The following is a 16,498-nucleotide window of genomic DNA, read 5'->3' as shown; positions in this document are numbered from 1 at the left end:
CTCTCGGTTTCACATACCTAGCCATACCAAGCAGCCATACTGAACATACTGTACACTATTTTCAGTATAGTCCAGCGTATCATTGACTAGAGTCATGCTCTGCCCCGCCTCAGACTGAGGTTCTAGCACCGAAGGGTAGTGCGCTACACTCGCCGAGATTGGGTTTTGAGTGTAGGATCCCTGCCCAAAAGTTGCTGCGGCTGCTATGACTAGGGCAGTGGGTGGTGAGGGATCGTGATGAAGACTTCACAGCTTGCAAAAGGATGCCTGCTGATCGATTGTCGGGACTTTGATGAAAAGACGATAAACCTGTTTTTGGCACCTGGGCCCGATCCCTATCGGGAAACAGAAGAATTTCTCCTGGACTGCGAGATGCGGGCAGATGAGCTGCCCCGTTATCTGCGGCGGGCCTTGCTGGAGTTTCAGTTGTATTCCAATTCGGAAGGGATCCTGCTGCTGCGGGGCTTGCCCGTGGATCCCGGACTAGACCATACCCGCACACCGGCTCTGGCGCAGCGCTCTGAGGAGAAAACCACTTTTGTCAGCGAACGCTGCTTGGCAATGATCGGCAGCCGCTTGGGGCATTTGGTCTCCTACATCCAAGAAAAAAACGGGGATTTGTTTCAAAACTTGGTGCCTACTCCCGACAGCGAAGAGGTGCAATCTTCCGAGGGATCCCGCACTCGGCTACAGTTTCACCGCGAGACGGTTTTTCATCCCCACTCACCGGAGTTTTTGCTGCTGTTTTGCCTGCGCCCCGACCATGATCGTGTGGCGGAAACCACCTACGCCAGCATCCGTCATGTCCTGCCTCTGCTAGGAGAGCGAGAGCGGGAGCTGCTGTTTGAACCCCTGTATCGCACCGGCATCGACTACTCCTTCGGCAACCGGCAAGCCCTGATCAATGGACCCATTTTGCCGGTGTTGTATGGCCGTCGAGAGGATCCCTTCTGGAACTACGACGAAGACCTGATGGTGGGGCTCACCCCCGAAGCCAGTCTGGCTCTAGAAGCCCTGAGGAAGGGAATCCACGCTGTCTACCGAGGCATCAAGCTGGAAACAGGGGATCTGCTCTGTATTGACAATCGCCGCACCGTTCACGGACGGACTGCCTTCTCTCCCCGCTACGATGGCTTCGACCGCTGGATCCAACGCTCATTTGTGGTTCGGGATCTCGGCCTTTCGGCAAGGGATCGCCATCCCGGTGAGCGCATCATTCGCATCGCCTTCGCCACAGAGGGTGAGGCCCAAGCTGCCCTCAATGGGGAGCAGGTCTGTCTCAGAAGATCCTGAGAAGTTCGCAGACTTCAGCGCCATCCATAGCTCAAGTCCGTAAAAGTACTATTGGCGATTTCCCCGAAAGGGTTTGGATGAGTCGCCCCAGATTCTGATGTCAAAATACGTGATCCTCACGATGGCTATCGCAGAGCGTTTCCAGCATTCTAGGCTTATGAGCCAAAGCCATCAATTCTTCTCACGATTGCGAGGTTAAGATGAGCATTCGCCAGATCATCGATGAGGTTTTACAATCTTCGGTTTTAACTCTGCAGCAGGAGTCCAGCATTAACCAAATCCTCTGGGAAAGAAACTATGATCCATCTGATCTAGAGGCTCTGGATGAGTTGGTAGAAGCCATTTTGCGCCAAGAGGTAAGGGCTGCTTCCGATCCCTGCTAGAAACCTAGCCTTGCTTGCAAACGACGGCAGATCTTGCTCAAAACTTACACACTTACACAACGCACAACTGAGAGCAATTGTGCATGCTCCTAGCATGAGTCGGGATGAGATTCCAATCTCTCGACAATTTCCCGGATTAAATGCTCATCAGAGCGATTGATCTCGGGGTGGAAAGGCGCCTGTTTTAAGTAGCGCTTGAGATCCTGGCAGGCTTGCTGCCAACGGCCCAACTGATAATACAACAGCCCGCGATCCCTTAGGTGGGGCAAGGATTCAGGGATCAACAACAAGATCCGTTCCGCTGCTGCCAAAGCGGGTTCCAGTTCGGCGCGGCTCAGATAAATTTGCTTGAGGTTGTTGAGCAAGCGTACCAAGATCAGGCGGGGAGGGGTGGGGCGTAGGTGGTGTTCTTGGAAAGGGATCCCAGGCCCGTAGATTTGCGACAAAAGCTCTTGACAATCTTCTGGAAATAAAATCTCCCCCTGCTGAAAGGGATCCACAAAAATCTCGGCGCCTGCAAACAGGGGCCGGATTAAAAAGTGGCCGGGCATGCCCACTCCTGCCATGGGAAAATCGATCCGCCGCGCCAGCTCTAGATAGATCAGCGACAGCGTAATCGGGATCCCGGTGCGCCGATCGATCACTTCGTTCAAAAAGCTGTTGCGTGGGTCGTAATAATCTTCGCGATTGCCACGAAAGCCCAGATCCTCAAAGAGATAGTGATTCAAGATCTTGATGACCCGCAGGGGATAACGCTCCGGGGGAAGGCGCTCTTGCACCTCTGCGGCCATCTCATCCAGAGCGGCCACATACTCTTCCACCTCCAGATCGGGATAGGCTTCTTGGGCAATCCAGAGGGCCGCCCGACCCAGATCGATGGGCTCCGATTGGATTTCAAGGGCAAAGCGTTGACGGGCAGCAGGAATGCTCATGAAATGTTAAATATTAAATATTGAGGTTCTTTGCAAGGATCTCGGTTAGAACAGCAGCGTGCAAAAGCTGGTCAACAGCAAGGTCACCGCCGTCAGGAGCAGGCTAAAGCTCCAAAGCCGCAAAGCGGCAAGCAGCAGGATCCCGATCACCCAAATCAGCAGAGCATTCCAATAGGGTCGGTTGGGGGCTTTGGACACATTAATTTTCTGGAAGAAGGGCAGCAGGATGAACGATACATCCAACAACAGGCGCGGCAGCCGCAAATTGTCCGGCAGCGGCAGATCTCGCACCGCCAAATAAAGCAGCCCCCAGCTCAACAAAAGCGGGATTAGGAGCAGATAGTTGGATTCGGCCAGCAGGGGTCGATCCACCACCAGCGGAAACAGAGGGCTGATCCCCCAGAGCAGATAGAGGTAAAAGTTGAAGTTCAGCAGCGGCTGTAGCAGAGGGGGCACCTTGAAGCGTTGACCTTGGGATCCGATCCCGTTTACCTGAGCTGCGATTTTCTGGCCCAGGGATCCACCTTTTTGAGGGGTTTGCGCTGCCGGAGCCGCCCGCCAACCGCAGTGGTCGCAGTAGGGAGACTTGAACCGGTAGGCTGGGATCGGCTTGCCACAGGAAGGGCAACGTTGGATCGGACGAGGTTGAGAACTGGAAGCCATGACCACCCCGCGGTACTTCTGCCTTAGCATGCCCCAATGGCTCTCAGTTTACTCCCAGGGCAAACGACAATGTAATACAGGCTGCCCCCAAAGCCGCGCCGGCCATGACCTGAACGGGAGTGTGCCCCAGCAATTCTTTCAGGTAGGGTTCTGGAAAACGGTCGGCGCCCTTTTCTTCAAACCATTCTTCCAGGAGGCGATTCAGCACCCGCGCCTGTTTTCCAGCGGCTTGGCGGATCCCCGCGGCATCGTACATCACCACCAATGCGAAAACCACCGTCGCGGCAAACAGCAGGCTGTCCCAGCCTTCCTGCATCCCCACCCCAATGGACAAAGCCGTCACCAACGCTGCGTGGGAGCTGGGCATTCCCCCGGTTTCCACCAAGACTCGCAGGTTAACCTTGCCTGACCGCACATAGGAAAGGATCAGCTTGATGGCTTGGGCCAACACACTGGCCAGCAAAGCAACCCAGAGGACATGATTGGCCATCAACTGTTGCAGCATACGGCTCTCCAGCACAGACATGCGAGCAGGGTCTCCAGGGATCCCATCTGATCTTGTCCCCTTGTCCTGTCCTAATGCTGACGGCGAGTGATGAAATCTGCCAGGGCCAACAGCGGTTCTGCCCGCGATCCATAGGGGCGCAACGCTTCCTTGGCCGATTGAATCAGCTCCTCGGCTTTTTGCCGGGAGGCCTCTAGGCCCAACAAGCTGGGATAGGTGGCTTTGGCGGCAGCTTGATCCTTTCCTGCCGTTTTGCCCAGTTGCTCGCTGGTGGCGGTGATGTCCAAAATGTCGTCCACAATCTGAAAGGCCAAGCCAATATCGCGGGCGTAGCGGCTCAGGCGGTCCAGCAGCTCCTCATCTCCCCCCGCCAGGATCCCTCCCGAAACCACCGAGACTTCCAATAGAGCGCCGGTTTTGTGGCTGTGAATGTACTCCAAAGTTTCCAGGGAAATGGCTTTGCCCTCCGACTCCAGATCCACCACCTGTCCCCCCACCAAACCGGTTGCCGCCACAGCATGGCCAATGCGGGCGATCACCTGTAACACCAACTGCGGCGGTACCCCCTGAGTTTGGCTAGCAATGTGCTCAAAGGCAAAAGCCAGCAGAGCATCTCCCGCCAAAATGGCAATGTCTTCGCCGAACACCTTGTGGTTGGTGGGTTTGCCGCGGCGAAAGTCGTCATTGTCCATGGCCGGCAGATCGTCATGGATCAGCGACATGGTGTGGATCATTTCCAGGGCACAGGCGGTAGGCAGAGCCTGCTCCACAGTGCCGCCGGCCAACTCGCAAGCAGCCAGACAGAGGATGGGCCTGAGGCGCTTCCCCCCTGCCAATAGGCTGTAGCGCATCGCCTCGTAAATGCGCTCCGGATAGGCGGGAACCAAAGCTGCAGAGAGAGCTTCTTCCACCTGTTGCTGACGCTGGCTCAGGTAGGCTTTCAGGTTAAAGGTTTGGGCAACCAAGCGGGGTTTCCTCTCAACTCGGCAATGGGGGGATCCTTGTCGAGCCGTTCTTCAACAGACTTGTCAGGTGTCATTATCTCATGTCCACTTTAATTGGGGATCCCAGCCCAGAGGCCAAAAGGGTAAGAAGTAACAGCAAGTTGCAGCCGATGAAGAAACTGCAGGGATCCTGAGCCGCCAACTTGCGGTTGCTGTCGCCACAATGTCAGGATTCATAAGGATCTTTAGCCGGATTGCCCTCCTATGTCCCACTCGCCTGTTCAGCTCAGCGCCACCTCCTCCACCGCCAGCGGTGCGGAGCACTTGGGTGACCGTTTGCTGCGGGCGGCCCGAGGGGAAGTGCTGGATCGCCCTCCAGTTTGGATGATGCGCCAGGCGGGTCGCTACATGGCGGCCTACCGCGAGCTGCAAAGCAAGTACACCTTTAAGCAGCGTTGCGAGATCCCGGAGCTGGCCGTCGAGATCTCGTTGCAACCGTTTCGGGCCTTTGCCCCTGATGGGGTGATCCTGTTCAGCGATATCCTCACCCCCCTTGAGGGCATGGGCATCCCCTTTGAGCTGGTGGAGCATCAGGGGCCAATCATCGACCCGCCGATTCGTTCCCAAGCCCAAATTGAACGCATCCGCCTCCTGGAACCGGAAGAAAGTCTGCCCTTTATCAAGACCATTCTCAGCACCCTGCGCCGCGAGGTGGAAGGGAAAGCAACGCTGCTGGGGTTTGTCGGCTCCCCCTGGACTCTGGCCTGCTATGCTGTGGAAGGGCGCAGCTCCAAAGATTACGCCCACATCAAGAGCTTGGCCTTCGCGCAGCCGCCATTGCTGCATCAGTTGCTGAGTAAGCTGGCCGACAGCATTGCCCGCTACGTGATCTACCAGATCGAGTGCGGCGCCCAGGTGGTGCAGTTGTTCGATACTTGGGCCGGCCAGCTCAGCCCAGTCGATTACGAGTGTTGGGCCTTGCCCTACCAAAAGCAAATTGTGGATCAGGTGAAAGCTCGCTATCCGCAGGTGCCACTGATCCTCTACATCAACGGCAGCGCCGCTTTGCTGGAGCGGGTGGGCAAAGCCGGCATCGACGTGTTCAGCCTCGATTGGATGAGCGATATGGCAGAGGCCAGGGCCCGCCTGGGATCCCTAGCGGTGCAGGGCAATCTGGATCCAATGGTGTTGCTGGGATCCCCGGAGTTCATCCGGCAGCGCACCCTAGAGGTGATTCGAAAAGCCGGATCCCGTGGGCATATCATGAACCTGGGCCACGGCATTCACCCAAGCACTCCAGAGGCCAATGTCCATTACTTTTTCGAGACGGTGCGCCAGTCGGCAGAGCTCCTAAAAGCCCTCTAGCCCAACAGGCAGTGGGAACCCCTCTTCCCTGAGGTGTTTTTGCTCAAGGGCTGTACAGCCATCCCTAGGGATCCCCGGTGTACATCAGCGTCATCATTCCCACCTACAACCGCCGTCCCATTTTGGAGCAGTGTCTGCGGGCCCTGGCGCAGCAGCAGCCCGGCCCCTACGAGGGCTACGAGGTGGTGGTGGTGGACGATGGCTCCACCGATGGCACAGTGGAATGGCTGCAGAACAACCCCGTTGGCTTGCCCCAGTGGAAACTGTTGCAGCAGGAGCACCGCGGCCCCGCCGCTGCCCGCAACCTGGGGTTTCGCCACGCCCAGGGATCCCTCATCGTCTTTATCGACAGCGACCTGGTGGTGGTGGATCACTTCTTGGCCAGCCACGCCCAGATGCTGCGGCGGCACGGCGTCACAGGGGATCCCCGCTCCCCCCACGAGGCCAAGGTCTTCACCTACGGGCGGGTGATCAACACGAGCAATTTTCAGGATCCCCGCTCCGAACCCTTCAAGCCCACCGATTTTTCGGCAGCCTTTTTCGCCACCGGCAACGTGGCCATTGCCCGCCATTGGTTGGAGCTGGCCTGCGAAACCCCCGCCGGCCCCTTTGACGAGCGGTTTCACCTCTACGGCTGGGAAGACCTGGAGCTGGGGGTGCGGCTAAAACGTTTGGGCCTGCGCCTGGTCAAGTGCCCCCAGGCCACCGGCTACCACTGGCATCCGCCCTTTGAGCTGCAGCAGATCCCAGGATTGATTGAGCGGGAACGGCAGCGGGGCCGCATGGGTATTCTCTTTTACCAAAAACACCCCACCTGGGCCGTGCGCCTGATGATCCAACTGACGCCCCTGCACCAATTCCTGTGGGGCCTTTTATCCCTGGGGGGCTGGCTGAACGAGAAGCGGGTGGAACCGCTGCTGCGCTGGTTGATCCGGCATGGCCGCTCGCAGTTGGCCTTGGAGCTGTGCCGGATTTTTTTCCTCAACTGGTACAACGTGCAGGCCGTTTACGAAGGCTACAGAGCGATGAAAGCGCGAAATAAGGGGATCCACTCGGCTTGAGCTGCCACCAGGGCGGGGTAAGTGAGTCGGCCATAATCCTTGCCGGGAATCAGAGGCTGGCCGGGATCCGGATCGGTGCAGCTCAGGGGTTCCCAAACGGCACCGGCCCCCTTGACAATGACCCACACTGCCGCCACATCCCAGATCTTGGGCGAGCGTTCCACCGCCCCCAGAAGGCCGCCACCGGCCACCGCCAGCAGGTTGTAGGCAGCGCCCCCCAACATCCGCGCTTTGCAGGGGAAGTGTGGGCTAATCCAATGGCTGCTGCGGGAACAGAAATTAAACAATTGGTTGGGGCCGGGTGAGGCGGTGCTAGGACGGATTGGCTGGGGACAGGCGGGATCCCGGTCGTGGCGGGTGAGAAAAGCTCCTGCTGCTGCATCCCCAGGAAACCGAGGCCAATAACCGTAAAAAGTCTGGCGGATGGGCGGCAGATGGACACAGCCAAACACCGGCACGCCCCAATGCAGCAAAGCCAAGGAGCTGCCCCAAATGGGGATCCCACGGGCAAAATTGGTGGTGCCATCCAAAGGATCCACTACCCAACACCACTCCTTCTCGGGAAAAATGTGGTTGGATTCCTCGCTCAGATAACCGTGATCGGGGTAGGCAGCGGCAATGGCCCCTTGAAAAGCGCGATCCGCCCACTGGTCAGAAGAGGTTACCAAGCTGCCGTCGGCTTTTAAGGACTCCGTCCCGCTGGCGCGAACCGTAGGGTGGGCCTGGCCAAAGTCTGCCAAGAGCTGGGATCCCACGCTGGCCGTAGCCTGCAAGGCAAACTCGGTAACCTCCAGCCAGAAAGGGGATAGAGCAGCAGTTGCAGAAGGAGCACTCATGCCCCAATCCTAGCGGGATCCCTGGCTTTTGGGGTGGAAAAGGGGTCGCAATGGCAGCGGATCCCTCACCAGCAGGTTTTAAGCCCCTAAGCTGACTAGAATCATAGGTAGACTCCCCGGCTGGCCGCCCTCCTCCATGAACCAGCGCCTGATTGGACAACTGATTGGCAACCGCTACCGGCTGACCCGCCACATCAGCGAGGGTGGCTACGGCAATGTGTTCGAGGCGGTGGATACCCAGCTCAATGACGAGCTGGTGGCCGTCAAGTTGTTGCGCCCGCCGCCCCCGGACATGGGCCCAGAGTACTACCAGCAACTGCAGCAACGCTTCATGGATGAGGCCAGGGTCAGCGCTCTGTTGGGCGAGCACCCCAACATCGTGCAGGTGCGCTCTTACGGCCTGTACCAAAACCAGCCCTATCTGGTGATGGAGTACCTGAATGCCAAACCCTACAGCGGCCAGGGGTTGGACTATGTGCTGGCTCGGGAAGGCCCCTTGCACCCAGAGCGAGTGGTGAACTTGGCTCTGCAAATTTGCTCTGCCCTGCACCACGCCCACAACTTTCAGATGGATCTGGGCAAGCACTCCATTCGCGGCGTCATCCACCGCGACATTAAACCCAGCAACATCTTTGTGCAGAAAGGGCCCGATGGGAAAGAGCGGGTCAAGATCCTGGACTTCGGCATTTCCAAGCTCATGGGGGAGACCTCTCGTGGCCTGACGCAGACGGGCTATTTTTTGGGCACGATGGTCTATGCCTCGCCCGAGCAAATGCGCGGAGAAAAGCTGGATGGCCGCTCCGACATCTATTCCTTGGGGGTGGTGCTGTACGAGCTGTTAACTGGTGCGTTGCCCTTCGAGCCGGATACCGACACCTTGCAAGGCTGGTACCACGTCCACAACTTTCAAAAGCCCCGCCCCTTCCAAGACCACAAGCTAGCCCACCCCATCCCTGCTGCTCTGGAGAGGGTCATCCTCCAGTGCCTAGAGAAAGACCCTGCCCTCCGCCCAGCCAACATGGAAGGGCTCAGCCAGCAGCTACAGGCTGTCTATGGAAACAAGGTTGCCCCTCCTGCCCCGTTCGTCCCCTCAAATTCCTCTCGTTCACCTCAAGGTGTTCGCCCCCCGCGGATCCCGACCGGATTTGGCCAGCCGACTTCCCAACAGCCGATGGGTCGAGCCGCCCCAGACGAGGAAGAAAAGCTACAACGGGCGGTAAGGCTGATCGAGGCAAGCGAGTACAAGATGGCCGTCCATCTGCTCAATGAGCTGATCCAGAGCGCCCCCAACGAAGCCCGCTACTATCTCTACCGCGGCCTGGCCCACCAACGGCAGGGACATTGGGGCCTTGCCCAGATGGATTATCAAGGGGTGCTGCGGCTGGAGCCGGGTAACCCTTCAGCGGAACAGGGGCTGCGCGAGGTGGAACAGAAGGTTGGGCAGGAACATGTCAACAGCAAGTCCGGCTCTCATCTGTTGGATGCACCCCTGAATGCACCCCGCCTGGGCAAAGGGTCGGCGTTGAGTTGGCTCTTGGCCAATTTGGGGGCGGCTGGGATCGGCTACCTGGGGTTGGGGGCATTGGCTCCTCTGCTGGCGGCTTTGGGATCACTACAAGAAGCGGTGGCTGGAGCCGGCCTTGGCTTGCTGATGGGGCTGCTGCAGTGGCTGGTGTTGCGGCGGCAGGTTTCGGTGGGATGGGTGGCTGCAACTTTGCTGGCCACGGCTTTGGGCTGGGCGGCGGCGGATTTCCTCGCTCCCCAGGTGGGGGTAGCAACCTCTGCTTTTAACCCGACGGATCCCTGGCTCCAAAATGCCTTGCGGGCGATGGGAGATGTGCTGCGCGGTTTGCTGGTGGGGGTCGGCGTTGGTGGGCTGCAATGGGCCTTGTGGTCTCAGTGCTGGAAAGGTAGCCGGGCTTGGATCTTGGCGGCAGTTGCCGAAGGGGCAGGATCGGCTCTGTTGATGGGTTGGCTGCTGGACAATACTACCTTGAACAGTTGGCTGCTGCTGATCGTGGGGCTACTGGCCAACACGCGCCCCCTCAGCGCAATGGTGCTTTTGAATTTGCGCCGGATCCCTACTGTTCAAAATCAACAACAAGCCTCTTAGGCCCCAGGGATCCCGTTCCGAAAAACAACCGCAGTTCGACAGTCCCTTTGACTCTCTCTAGGAAAGAGGGGAGCCAGGAATTGAAATAGATCATCATGGTACTGGATCCACCTGGCTATGGGCAATTTGGCTTGGGATCCCGTAAAGCAATGGCAATTCAACTGCAACATTCAAGCAACAAAAAGGCCCCCTTTCGAGGGCTCTTTTGAGGATACTGTTGCGCCGTTTTACCGTGGTTTTCGACCTGGAAAATCCAGTGTAGGATACCGGGGATGATTGTTGATAGTTTCCAAATCTAAGTTTGGCTTACTGCTCTCACATCCACTTCCCATCCTAATTGTCGAAGGGTATAGATCGCAAAAACATAACGGCAGTCACCAACGCCGCAGAATCCTTTTCCAATCATACCCCATTTTTGGGATGTGCCTGTCAAGTGCTCATAAGGGCTAGGATGAAAGATAGCTTGACTTGTTGCCGGCCATGCTCGGTTCCTGGTTAGACAACATCTATGGCGCTTGGTTTCTGCCGGAGCGCACTTTTCGGGCACTGCGGGAACAGCCCGTTCTCTGGCAAGCCTTTGGGGTGGTGGGGCTGCTTAACGTCCTAGAGGCGATTCGCCGCTCTGGGGCAAGCCTGCCGAGCATGGTGCTGGCAGTACTGATGGGATCCCTGGGCTGGGTGAGTTTGGCGGCTTTGCTGCAGTTGCTGGCCTTCTGTTTAGGTCGGGCTGCCCCTTCCTTTTCGGCGCTGCTGTGCTTGACGGGGTTTGCCGGCTTGCCGTGGCTGCTGCTGGGGCCTGCTCAATCGTTGGGTGGGGTACTGGGATCCCTGCTGGGCCTTGCAGCGCTGCTGTGGTTTGTGGTTTGGCAGGTGCGGGCGGTAGCTGTAGCGCTGGATTTGGAGTGGTGGCGCCTGGTGGGCCTGATCCCATTGGCTTTCCTAGGGGGGATCCTGTCCCTGAGCTGGCTGACCAGCGGCGTCGTTGCTCTGGCTTCCTTGCGCTAAAGCTTATAGTTGTTTCAGGTTAGGGTGAGACGCCTGGGCTACCAAGAAAAGCCTTCTGGTTCTGCGTATTGTTGCTCCGCAACGCTGACGCGACGATGCGACCAGGGCTTTAGGTGTGGGTGCAGTGTCCTAGTTGGAGTTGAAATGATCATAATTCCCATTGGATCTTGGGGTGTGGCCAGGGATGCTTCCCCGGAATTAGCGGGGCACTCGCTGCAGATGCGGCTTTTCCTCCGGCAGAATAGCGCCCTCTACGGGGCAGACCTGTAAACAGATGCCACAGTCAATGCAGGTGGAAAACTCAATCCAAAAGTAGTCGGTGCCTTTGGCATTTTTGGTATCGCCGGGGTGGATGCAGGCGACGGGGCAAGCCTCTACACAGTCGGCCACACCTTCACAGATATCGGTGACAATTGTATGCGGCATGGATCCCTCCCAATGATTGCTCTAAGTCAAATTCTAAGTGCAGTTGCCACAAGGTCAGCCTTGACGTCGCCTGCGCTTCCTATGCTTTTGACTTTTTGATTGAGATGCGCGACATTAGCCCAAAGCTGTCTGAAAAAGATGGGGCTTATATCTCAGTTCTAGGGTTCATTTTAGGCCAAAATTGCTCCCCAACGAAGAATTTTCCGGATTGTCGCTTTTTCTGACTTTGTCTGGGGCCTCTCAGCACAGCGCCAACATGTGGGAGGTCAGAGACAGTCGGCAAACCGGCTCCCGCCGCCTCGAGAGTTCTTTCTTGCCAAAAATGCCAAGGGACATACTCTGCTTTGGCCTAAGTTTTAACCGAAAGGTAGGATGATTTGCCACAAAACCAAAGGCTAAATCTCTCTGGGATCCCGCTCTTGAGACTGCCACCAACGGCTGAGGGGCCAGTACAAAGCAGGTGCCCAGAGGCTACTTAAAATAGCAGACGTGAGGGCATTGCGTTGATGGTTCCACCAGATGCTCTCCAGAGAACGCGAACCGTCGCCGCCGATGCTGCCGAAAGAGTGAAGGGAGTTCCCCAATCCATCCAGCAAAGTTTGCATTCCCGCCGGATCCAGGCCCTCGGATCCCTGGGAGGCGGCAAGCCACATCCACTGCAGCGCCATCAGGGTTTCGGCAATCACCACCATACCAAAAACGATCAAGGCCACCGAGATAAAGTCTTCTTGCATGTAGCGTTGTTTTTGCAACTTGGCGGTGAGGATCCCGACTACGGCCAGCCCCAGCGCATGGGTAGGACAAGGGCTGGTCAGCGCATCTTGCAGAAAACCCAGGGTGACCCCGGCAACAGCTCCCTGCCAAGCTTTACGCCGCACACTCCAGCACACCACCCAGATCAAGGGCCAATCTGGGGTTAAGCCTGCCAGCTCCAAGCCCGGCCCGCGCCACCAAGGGGCCACTGCTGCCAGCAATCCTGATAGGGCAGTCACCACCCAGTTGAGGTGAGACTTGAGCTTAAGAATCAGAGGGTTGAGCATAGCGGTAGATCAAGGCCCATTCCAAGAGGCCCAGCGGCGCCGACAGTTCGACAGTGGCTTGGGGGGCAGGGCTGGCATCCAAGTTGACCGCTCGAACCGTTCCCACCACCACCCCGGCTGGGTAAAAGCTGCTCAGGCCCGAGGTCACCACCACATCCCCCACCTCTACTTTGGGGGCCTTGTCGAAAAAATCCAAAATGGCGCTCTGGGTGCCCGTACCCCTCAGGATGCCCATGTGTCGGCTGCGACTCAGCATTACCCCGACACGGCTGGTGGGATCGCTGATCAGGAGCACTCGGCTGGTGTTGGGCGTGACCGACTCAACTCGCCCGATCAACCCGCCCGGCGCCATGACTACATCTCCCACCCTGACTCCATGCCGGCTGCCGCGGCTGAGGGTGAGCTGTTGCCACCAGTGATCGGCGCTGCGACCCACCACTGCTGCCGGGATCCCCGCTTGGGGCATCTGCTCGGTAAATTGCAGCAGCCGCTTCAGCTCGCGGTTTTGGTACTGCAGCTCGGCTACCAGGGCTTGCAGCTCACGGTTGGCGGCCTGGCTGAGCACCGCGGCGGGATCCACAGGTGGACGGGCCGGGGCGGTGATCCAACTGTACAGCTCCACCAACAGGGATCCCTGGGTTTGGCGCAAGCCCAATGCTACCCCCATCGCCAAAGCAGACAGGAGTAACCCCAAGCCGTAGCGCCTCCACCATTGGCGTAGCCGATTCAAGCAATACCTCTCCGACCCACTCGACTCACACCTCAAATCAGGAAATCAGGGAGAGGGAGAAGCGCCTCTAGCCCTTGAAGCTGCCGCTCAACACTCGACCCAAGGTTTTGAAATCCTCCAGAACTCGCCCTGTACCCAGCACCACACAACTGAGGGGATCCGGAGCAATGTGAACCAAGATCCCGGTTTCATGGCTGATCAGGGCATCCAGACCCTTGAGCAAGGCTCCTCCGCCGGCCAGCATGATGCCGCGGTCGATAATGTCGGCAGCCAATTCCGGTGGAGTGCGCTCCAGGGTGCGCTTAATGGCTTCCACAATCACCGAGAGGGGCTCGGCCATGCTCTCGCGAATTTCGGTGCTCTTCACCGTGACGGTACGGGGTAAACCCGAGAGCAGGTGTAACCCGCGCACTTCCATGGTCAGTTCCTCTTGAATTGGGTAGGCGGAGCCAATCCGAATCTTGATCTCTTCAGCGGTGCGCTCCCCGATGGTGAGGTTGTGGACTTTTTTCATGTACTGGACGATGGCCTCGCTCAGCTCATCTCCCGCTACCCGCACGGACTCGCTCAGCACGATCCCCTGCAAGCTAAGGACGGCTACCTCAGTGGTGCCGCCGCCGATGTCGATGATCATGTTCCCGGTGGGCTCTTGCACCGGCAGCCCGGCCCCAATGGCTGCTGCCACCGGCTCATCCACCAAATACACCTCCCGCGACCCGGCCTGGAGAGCGGCTTCCATCACAGCCCGTCGCTCCACTCCGGTCACGCCGCTGGGGATCCCAATCACAATGCGCGGAGCAATGAGGTACCGGCCCTCGTGTACGCGGTGGATGAAGTGTTTTAGCATCATCTCCGCCGTGTCGAAATCGGCAATCACCCCATCTCGCAGAGGACGCACCGCCACGATGTTGCCTGGGGTACGGCCCAACATTTTTTTGGCATCTTCCCCCACAGCCAGGGGTTGCTTGGTGTTTTGGTCGATGGCAACCACAGAGGGCTCTTGCAGGACAATGCCTCGCCCGGCCACGTAGACCAGCGTGTTGGCAGTGCCCAAATCAATGCCCATATCACGGGAAAATCGGCTGAAGAACCCCACGGTAAGTCGCTCCAGTCTTGACTTGGGAAGAAGCAGCAAGCTTCGGTACCTACTATAGTCTAGCTATAGTCTAGTTCTGCTAGAGAATCTCCCCCGAAGATCGGGAATCTGCTCCAGAGAAACCGGCTGTAGCTGTATCCCAGCCAACTGTGGAAGATTAAATTCGCCGCTAAGGTGCAATCCTGTTGTGATTCGGGATCCCATATGCCTAAGGTTGCCATTGCTCCAGCCGGATATCCGGCCATCGCCCCCTATTCTCCCGGCGTGAAGGTGGGCAATACCCTCTACATCTCGGGCACATTGGCCCTAGATCCGGAGGGCAAGACGGTGGGATCCGACATCGCCACCCAAACTCGCGTGGTGTTGGATCTGATTAAAAGCGTCGTTACAGAAGCAGGAGGAACGATGGAGGACATCGTCTTCTGCAGCGTTTTCTTGACCGACTACGCCAACTATGCGGGCATGAACGCCGTATACAAAGAGTATTTTCCGGGGGTATTACCGGCTCGATTTGTGGTGAAAGCAGACTTGGTACGTCCTGATCTGCTGGTGGAAATTGCTGCCGTGGCCCACATTGGGGCTTGAGGATTTGAGTCTATTTGGAGATTTTCAATGCCGACTCCTATTGTGATCCCCAGTCGCCCGGATCCGGTTACCTTTCAGTTGGAAGAAACCGCCTTGATCGTGGTGGACATGCAAAATGCCTACGCCAGCAGGGGCGGGTATGTGGACCTTTTGGGTAGTGATCTCGGCGAAGCGCCGGCGGTCATTCAGGTTATCGCCCGTGTGCTGGAAGCGGTTCGCCCTTTACAAATGCCGATCATCTTTACTCAAAATGGCTGGGATCCCCAACTTGAGGAGGCAGGTGGTCCCGGCTCCCCCAATTGGTACAAATCCAACGCCCTGAAGTTGATGCGCCAACGGCCCGAGTTGTCAGGAAAATTATTGATTAAGGGCACGTGGGACTATGATTTTGTTGAGGCATTAAGACCTCTCCCTGGAGAAATCGTTCTCCAGAAAACTCGCTACAGTGCTTTCGCCGGAACTCATTTTGATATGCTGCTGCGGCAGCGGCGGATTCGCAATCTCGTGTTTACAGGCATTGCCACCAATGTCTGTGTGGAATCCACCATCCGAGAAGCTTTTCACCGCGAATATTTCTGTTTGCTGCTATCTGATTCCACCCTGCAGGTGGGGCCGCCCCTGCTCAAGGAGGCCGCCTTAGCCAATATTGAGAAGTTTTTTGGCTGGGTTTGTAGCAGCGATGAGTTTCTCCAGGCTTTGCAAGCTGCTGTGCCGACACGGGTTGGTGCAAAGACTGCATAAGGGGGTTCTTCGACGTGGAGCATTGAGGAACTAAGATAAAGCAACTCGGTCTTTTGGCGGTTGCGATGCAGCTCTCCGGCGCCTTGGTCAGCGTGGCTACCCCAGACTTGCCCCGTCTGCAGCGCTTCTATCGGGCTCTCTTGGGGATCCCTCCCCAAGTCCAGCTTCCAACAGAGGGGGATCCGGTGTACGTGGAGTTTCGTCTGCCGGGGTTGCGGCTGGGCCTTTATCGCAGCCGTCATCTCGATGGTGGTGCCCAAACCGAAGCGGTGAGCCTCTGCCTACAGGTGCAGGATTTACAGGGATCCCTGACAACACTGGAGGGGTTGGCGGAAGCTTATCAGATCTCCATTTCCCCTCTGCGACAAGCCTTTCACGGACAGGAGGTGGATTTTCGGGATCCCGATGGCAACCGGATTGTACTGCACCAGCCTTCTGCTGCTTTTGGGGAAGCGACAGCCTGGGATCCCCAGGGTTAGATCCGCCAAAGGTAGATGGTGTAGGTGTTGATGACATCCGATACGGTGGTGGTGGCGGTGGGGGGCCAATCCCCCATGTCGAAGGAGTGGGTGACCAGACGAGCGCCGGGCCGAAGCTGGGAGCGCAACTTGTCTCGGATCAGCAGGTGGGAGCGGGGCAGCAAATAGCAGCTCACCACCGTCGCCGGGGTTAAGTCCAGAGTGAGCAGATCCTGCTGGAGCATGACTCTAGTCAATAATAAGCTCAACTATACTGAAAAGTCAATAATAAGCTCAACTATACTGAAAATAATGTATAATA

Annotated in this window: 19 protein-coding genes and 1 other RNA gene; 9 read left to right on the top strand and 11 right to left on the bottom strand. The window is 57.5% G+C overall.

Annotation, left to right across the window (positions count from 1 at the left end):
• Positions 1–237: 237 nt before the first annotated feature.
• Together NW838_RS14090 and NW838_RS14085 are read left to right on the top strand one after the other, a co-directional pair.
• The gene (locus tag NW838_RS14090; RefSeq protein ID WP_414428248.1) at positions 238–1,293 is read left to right on the top strand and encodes a TauD/TfdA family dioxygenase; all 1,056 of its coding nucleotides are present in this window, start codon (positions 238–240) and stop codon (positions 1,291–1,293) included.
• 200 nt (positions 1,294–1,493) lie between these two features.
• A complete protein-coding gene (locus NW838_RS14085) occupies positions 1,494–1,676 on the top strand; it encodes a hypothetical protein (RefSeq protein WP_414356274.1) in 183 nt (60 codons plus the stop codon).
• Between the two features lie 89 nt (positions 1,677–1,765).
• Here the strand turns inward: NW838_RS14085 and NW838_RS14080 are convergent, their stop codons facing one another.
• Genes NW838_RS14080 through crtE form a run of 4 tightly spaced genes read right to left on the bottom strand, consistent with a single transcriptional unit; the run spans position 1,766 to position 4,741 of the window.
• Positions 1,766–2,608, bottom strand: a complete 843-nt coding sequence (locus tag NW838_RS14080; RefSeq protein ID WP_414350903.1) for a SirB1 family protein — start codon at positions 2,606–2,608, stop codon at positions 1,766–1,768.
• A gap of 45 nt (positions 2,609–2,653) precedes the next feature.
• Positions 2,654–3,301, bottom strand: coding sequence for a hypothetical protein (locus NW838_RS14075; RefSeq protein WP_414428247.1), 648 nt, complete (start codon positions 3,299–3,301; stop codon positions 2,654–2,656).
• 13 nt (positions 3,302–3,314) lie between these two features.
• Positions 3,315–3,797, bottom strand: a complete 483-nt coding sequence (locus NW838_RS14070; protein ID WP_414328881.1) for a divergent PAP2 family protein — start codon at positions 3,795–3,797, stop codon at positions 3,315–3,317.
• A gap of 50 nt (positions 3,798–3,847) precedes the next feature.
• Positions 3,848–4,741: a geranylgeranyl diphosphate synthase CrtE gene (crtE, locus tag NW838_RS14065; protein ID WP_414328882.1), complete on the bottom strand. Its 894-nt coding sequence runs from the start codon at positions 4,739–4,741 to the stop codon at positions 3,848–3,850.
• A 243-nt stretch (positions 4,742–4,984) separates the two neighbouring features.
• Here crtE and hemE point away from each other — a divergent pair, with 243 nt between their 5' ends.
• The gene (hemE, locus tag NW838_RS14060) at positions 4,985–6,085 is read left to right on the top strand and encodes a uroporphyrinogen decarboxylase (protein WP_414356279.1); all 1,101 of its coding nucleotides are present in this window, start codon (positions 4,985–4,987) and stop codon (positions 6,083–6,085) included.
• A gap of 77 nt (positions 6,086–6,162) precedes the next feature.
• On the top strand, positions 6,163–7,146 hold the full coding sequence (locus tag NW838_RS14055; RefSeq protein WP_414356280.1) for a glycosyltransferase family 2 protein: 984 nt from the start codon (positions 6,163–6,165) through the stop codon (positions 7,144–7,146).
• On the opposite strand, the gene NW838_RS14050 is transcribed toward NW838_RS14055, so the two are convergent.
• Complete coding sequence (locus NW838_RS14050; RefSeq protein ID WP_414356281.1) at positions 7,101–7,982, bottom strand: inositol monophosphatase family protein; 882 nt, start codon at positions 7,980–7,982, stop codon at positions 7,101–7,103. The two genes, NW838_RS14055 and NW838_RS14050, sit on opposite strands and share 46 nt — an antisense overlap.
• A gap of 136 nt (positions 7,983–8,118) precedes the next feature.
• Between NW838_RS14050 and NW838_RS14045 the strand changes: the two genes are divergently transcribed.
• Positions 8,119–10,095, top strand: coding sequence for a serine/threonine protein kinase (locus NW838_RS14045; RefSeq protein ID WP_414428246.1), 1,977 nt, complete (start codon positions 8,119–8,121; stop codon positions 10,093–10,095).
• 207 nt (positions 10,096–10,302) lie between these two features.
• Here NW838_RS14045 and ssrS read toward each other — a convergent pair.
• A non-coding RNA gene (ssrS, locus tag NW838_RS14040) (6S RNA) lies at positions 10,303–10,490 on the bottom strand.
• Positions 10,491–10,575: 85 nt separating this feature from the next.
• On the opposite strand from ssrS, the gene NW838_RS14035 reads away from it, so the two are divergent.
• Positions 10,576–11,100, top strand: a complete 525-nt coding sequence (locus NW838_RS14035; protein ID WP_414356283.1) for a YIP1 family protein — start codon at positions 10,576–10,578, stop codon at positions 11,098–11,100.
• 198 nt (positions 11,101–11,298) lie between these two features.
• Here NW838_RS14035 and NW838_RS14030 read toward each other — a convergent pair whose 3' ends face one another.
• The 4 genes from NW838_RS14030 to NW838_RS14015 form a co-directional block, all read right to left on the bottom strand.
• On the bottom strand, positions 11,299–11,526 hold the full coding sequence (locus NW838_RS14030) for an indolepyruvate ferredoxin oxidoreductase subunit alpha (RefSeq protein WP_011434056.1): 228 nt from the start codon (positions 11,524–11,526) through the stop codon (positions 11,299–11,301).
• A 395-nt stretch (positions 11,527–11,921) separates the two neighbouring features.
• The gene (gene mreD, locus NW838_RS14025; RefSeq protein ID WP_414407170.1) at positions 11,922–12,566 is read right to left on the bottom strand and encodes a rod shape-determining protein MreD; all 645 of its coding nucleotides are present in this window, start codon (positions 12,564–12,566) and stop codon (positions 11,922–11,924) included.
• A complete protein-coding gene (mreC, locus tag NW838_RS14020) occupies positions 12,544–13,296 on the bottom strand; it encodes a rod shape-determining protein MreC (protein WP_011434053.1) in 753 nt (250 codons plus the stop codon). Before mreC ends, mreD begins: the two co-directional genes overlap by 23 nt.
• Before the next feature lie 67 nt (positions 13,297–13,363).
• Positions 13,364–14,392, bottom strand: a complete 1,029-nt coding sequence (locus NW838_RS14015) for a rod shape-determining protein (RefSeq protein WP_414342867.1) — start codon at positions 14,390–14,392, stop codon at positions 13,364–13,366.
• Between the two features lie 204 nt (positions 14,393–14,596).
• Between NW838_RS14015 and NW838_RS14010 the strand changes: the two genes are divergently transcribed.
• The 3 genes from NW838_RS14010 to NW838_RS14000 all read left to right on the top strand — a co-directional run bounded on the left by NW838_RS14010 (position 14,597) and on the right by NW838_RS14000 (position 16,197).
• Complete coding sequence (locus tag NW838_RS14010; RefSeq protein ID WP_414356286.1) at positions 14,597–14,977, top strand: Rid family hydrolase; 381 nt, start codon at positions 14,597–14,599, stop codon at positions 14,975–14,977.
• Positions 14,978–15,055: 78 nt separating this feature from the next.
• Positions 15,056–15,718, top strand: a complete 663-nt coding sequence (locus tag NW838_RS14005) for an isochorismatase family protein (RefSeq protein ID WP_414356287.1) — start codon at positions 15,056–15,058, stop codon at positions 15,716–15,718.
• A 53-nt stretch (positions 15,719–15,771) separates the two neighbouring features.
• Positions 15,772–16,197 (top strand): VOC family protein, encoded by a 426-nt coding sequence (locus NW838_RS14000; RefSeq protein ID WP_414356288.1) that lies wholly within the window; start codon positions 15,772–15,774, stop codon positions 16,195–16,197.
• On the opposite strand, the gene NW838_RS13995 is transcribed toward NW838_RS14000, so the two are convergent.
• Entirely contained in the window at positions 16,194–16,433 is a 240-nt protein-coding gene (locus NW838_RS13995; protein ID WP_414428245.1) for a hypothetical protein, read from the bottom strand. The two genes, NW838_RS14000 and NW838_RS13995, sit on opposite strands and share 4 nt — an antisense overlap.
• Positions 16,434–16,498: the final 65 nt, after the last annotated feature.

The organism is Synechococcus sp. R55.2 (genome assembly GCF_047462075.1).
Classification (GTDB): Bacteria; Cyanobacteriota; Cyanobacteriia; order Thermostichales; family Thermostichaceae; genus Thermostichus.
This window is presented reverse-complemented; position numbering and strand designations above follow the sequence as displayed.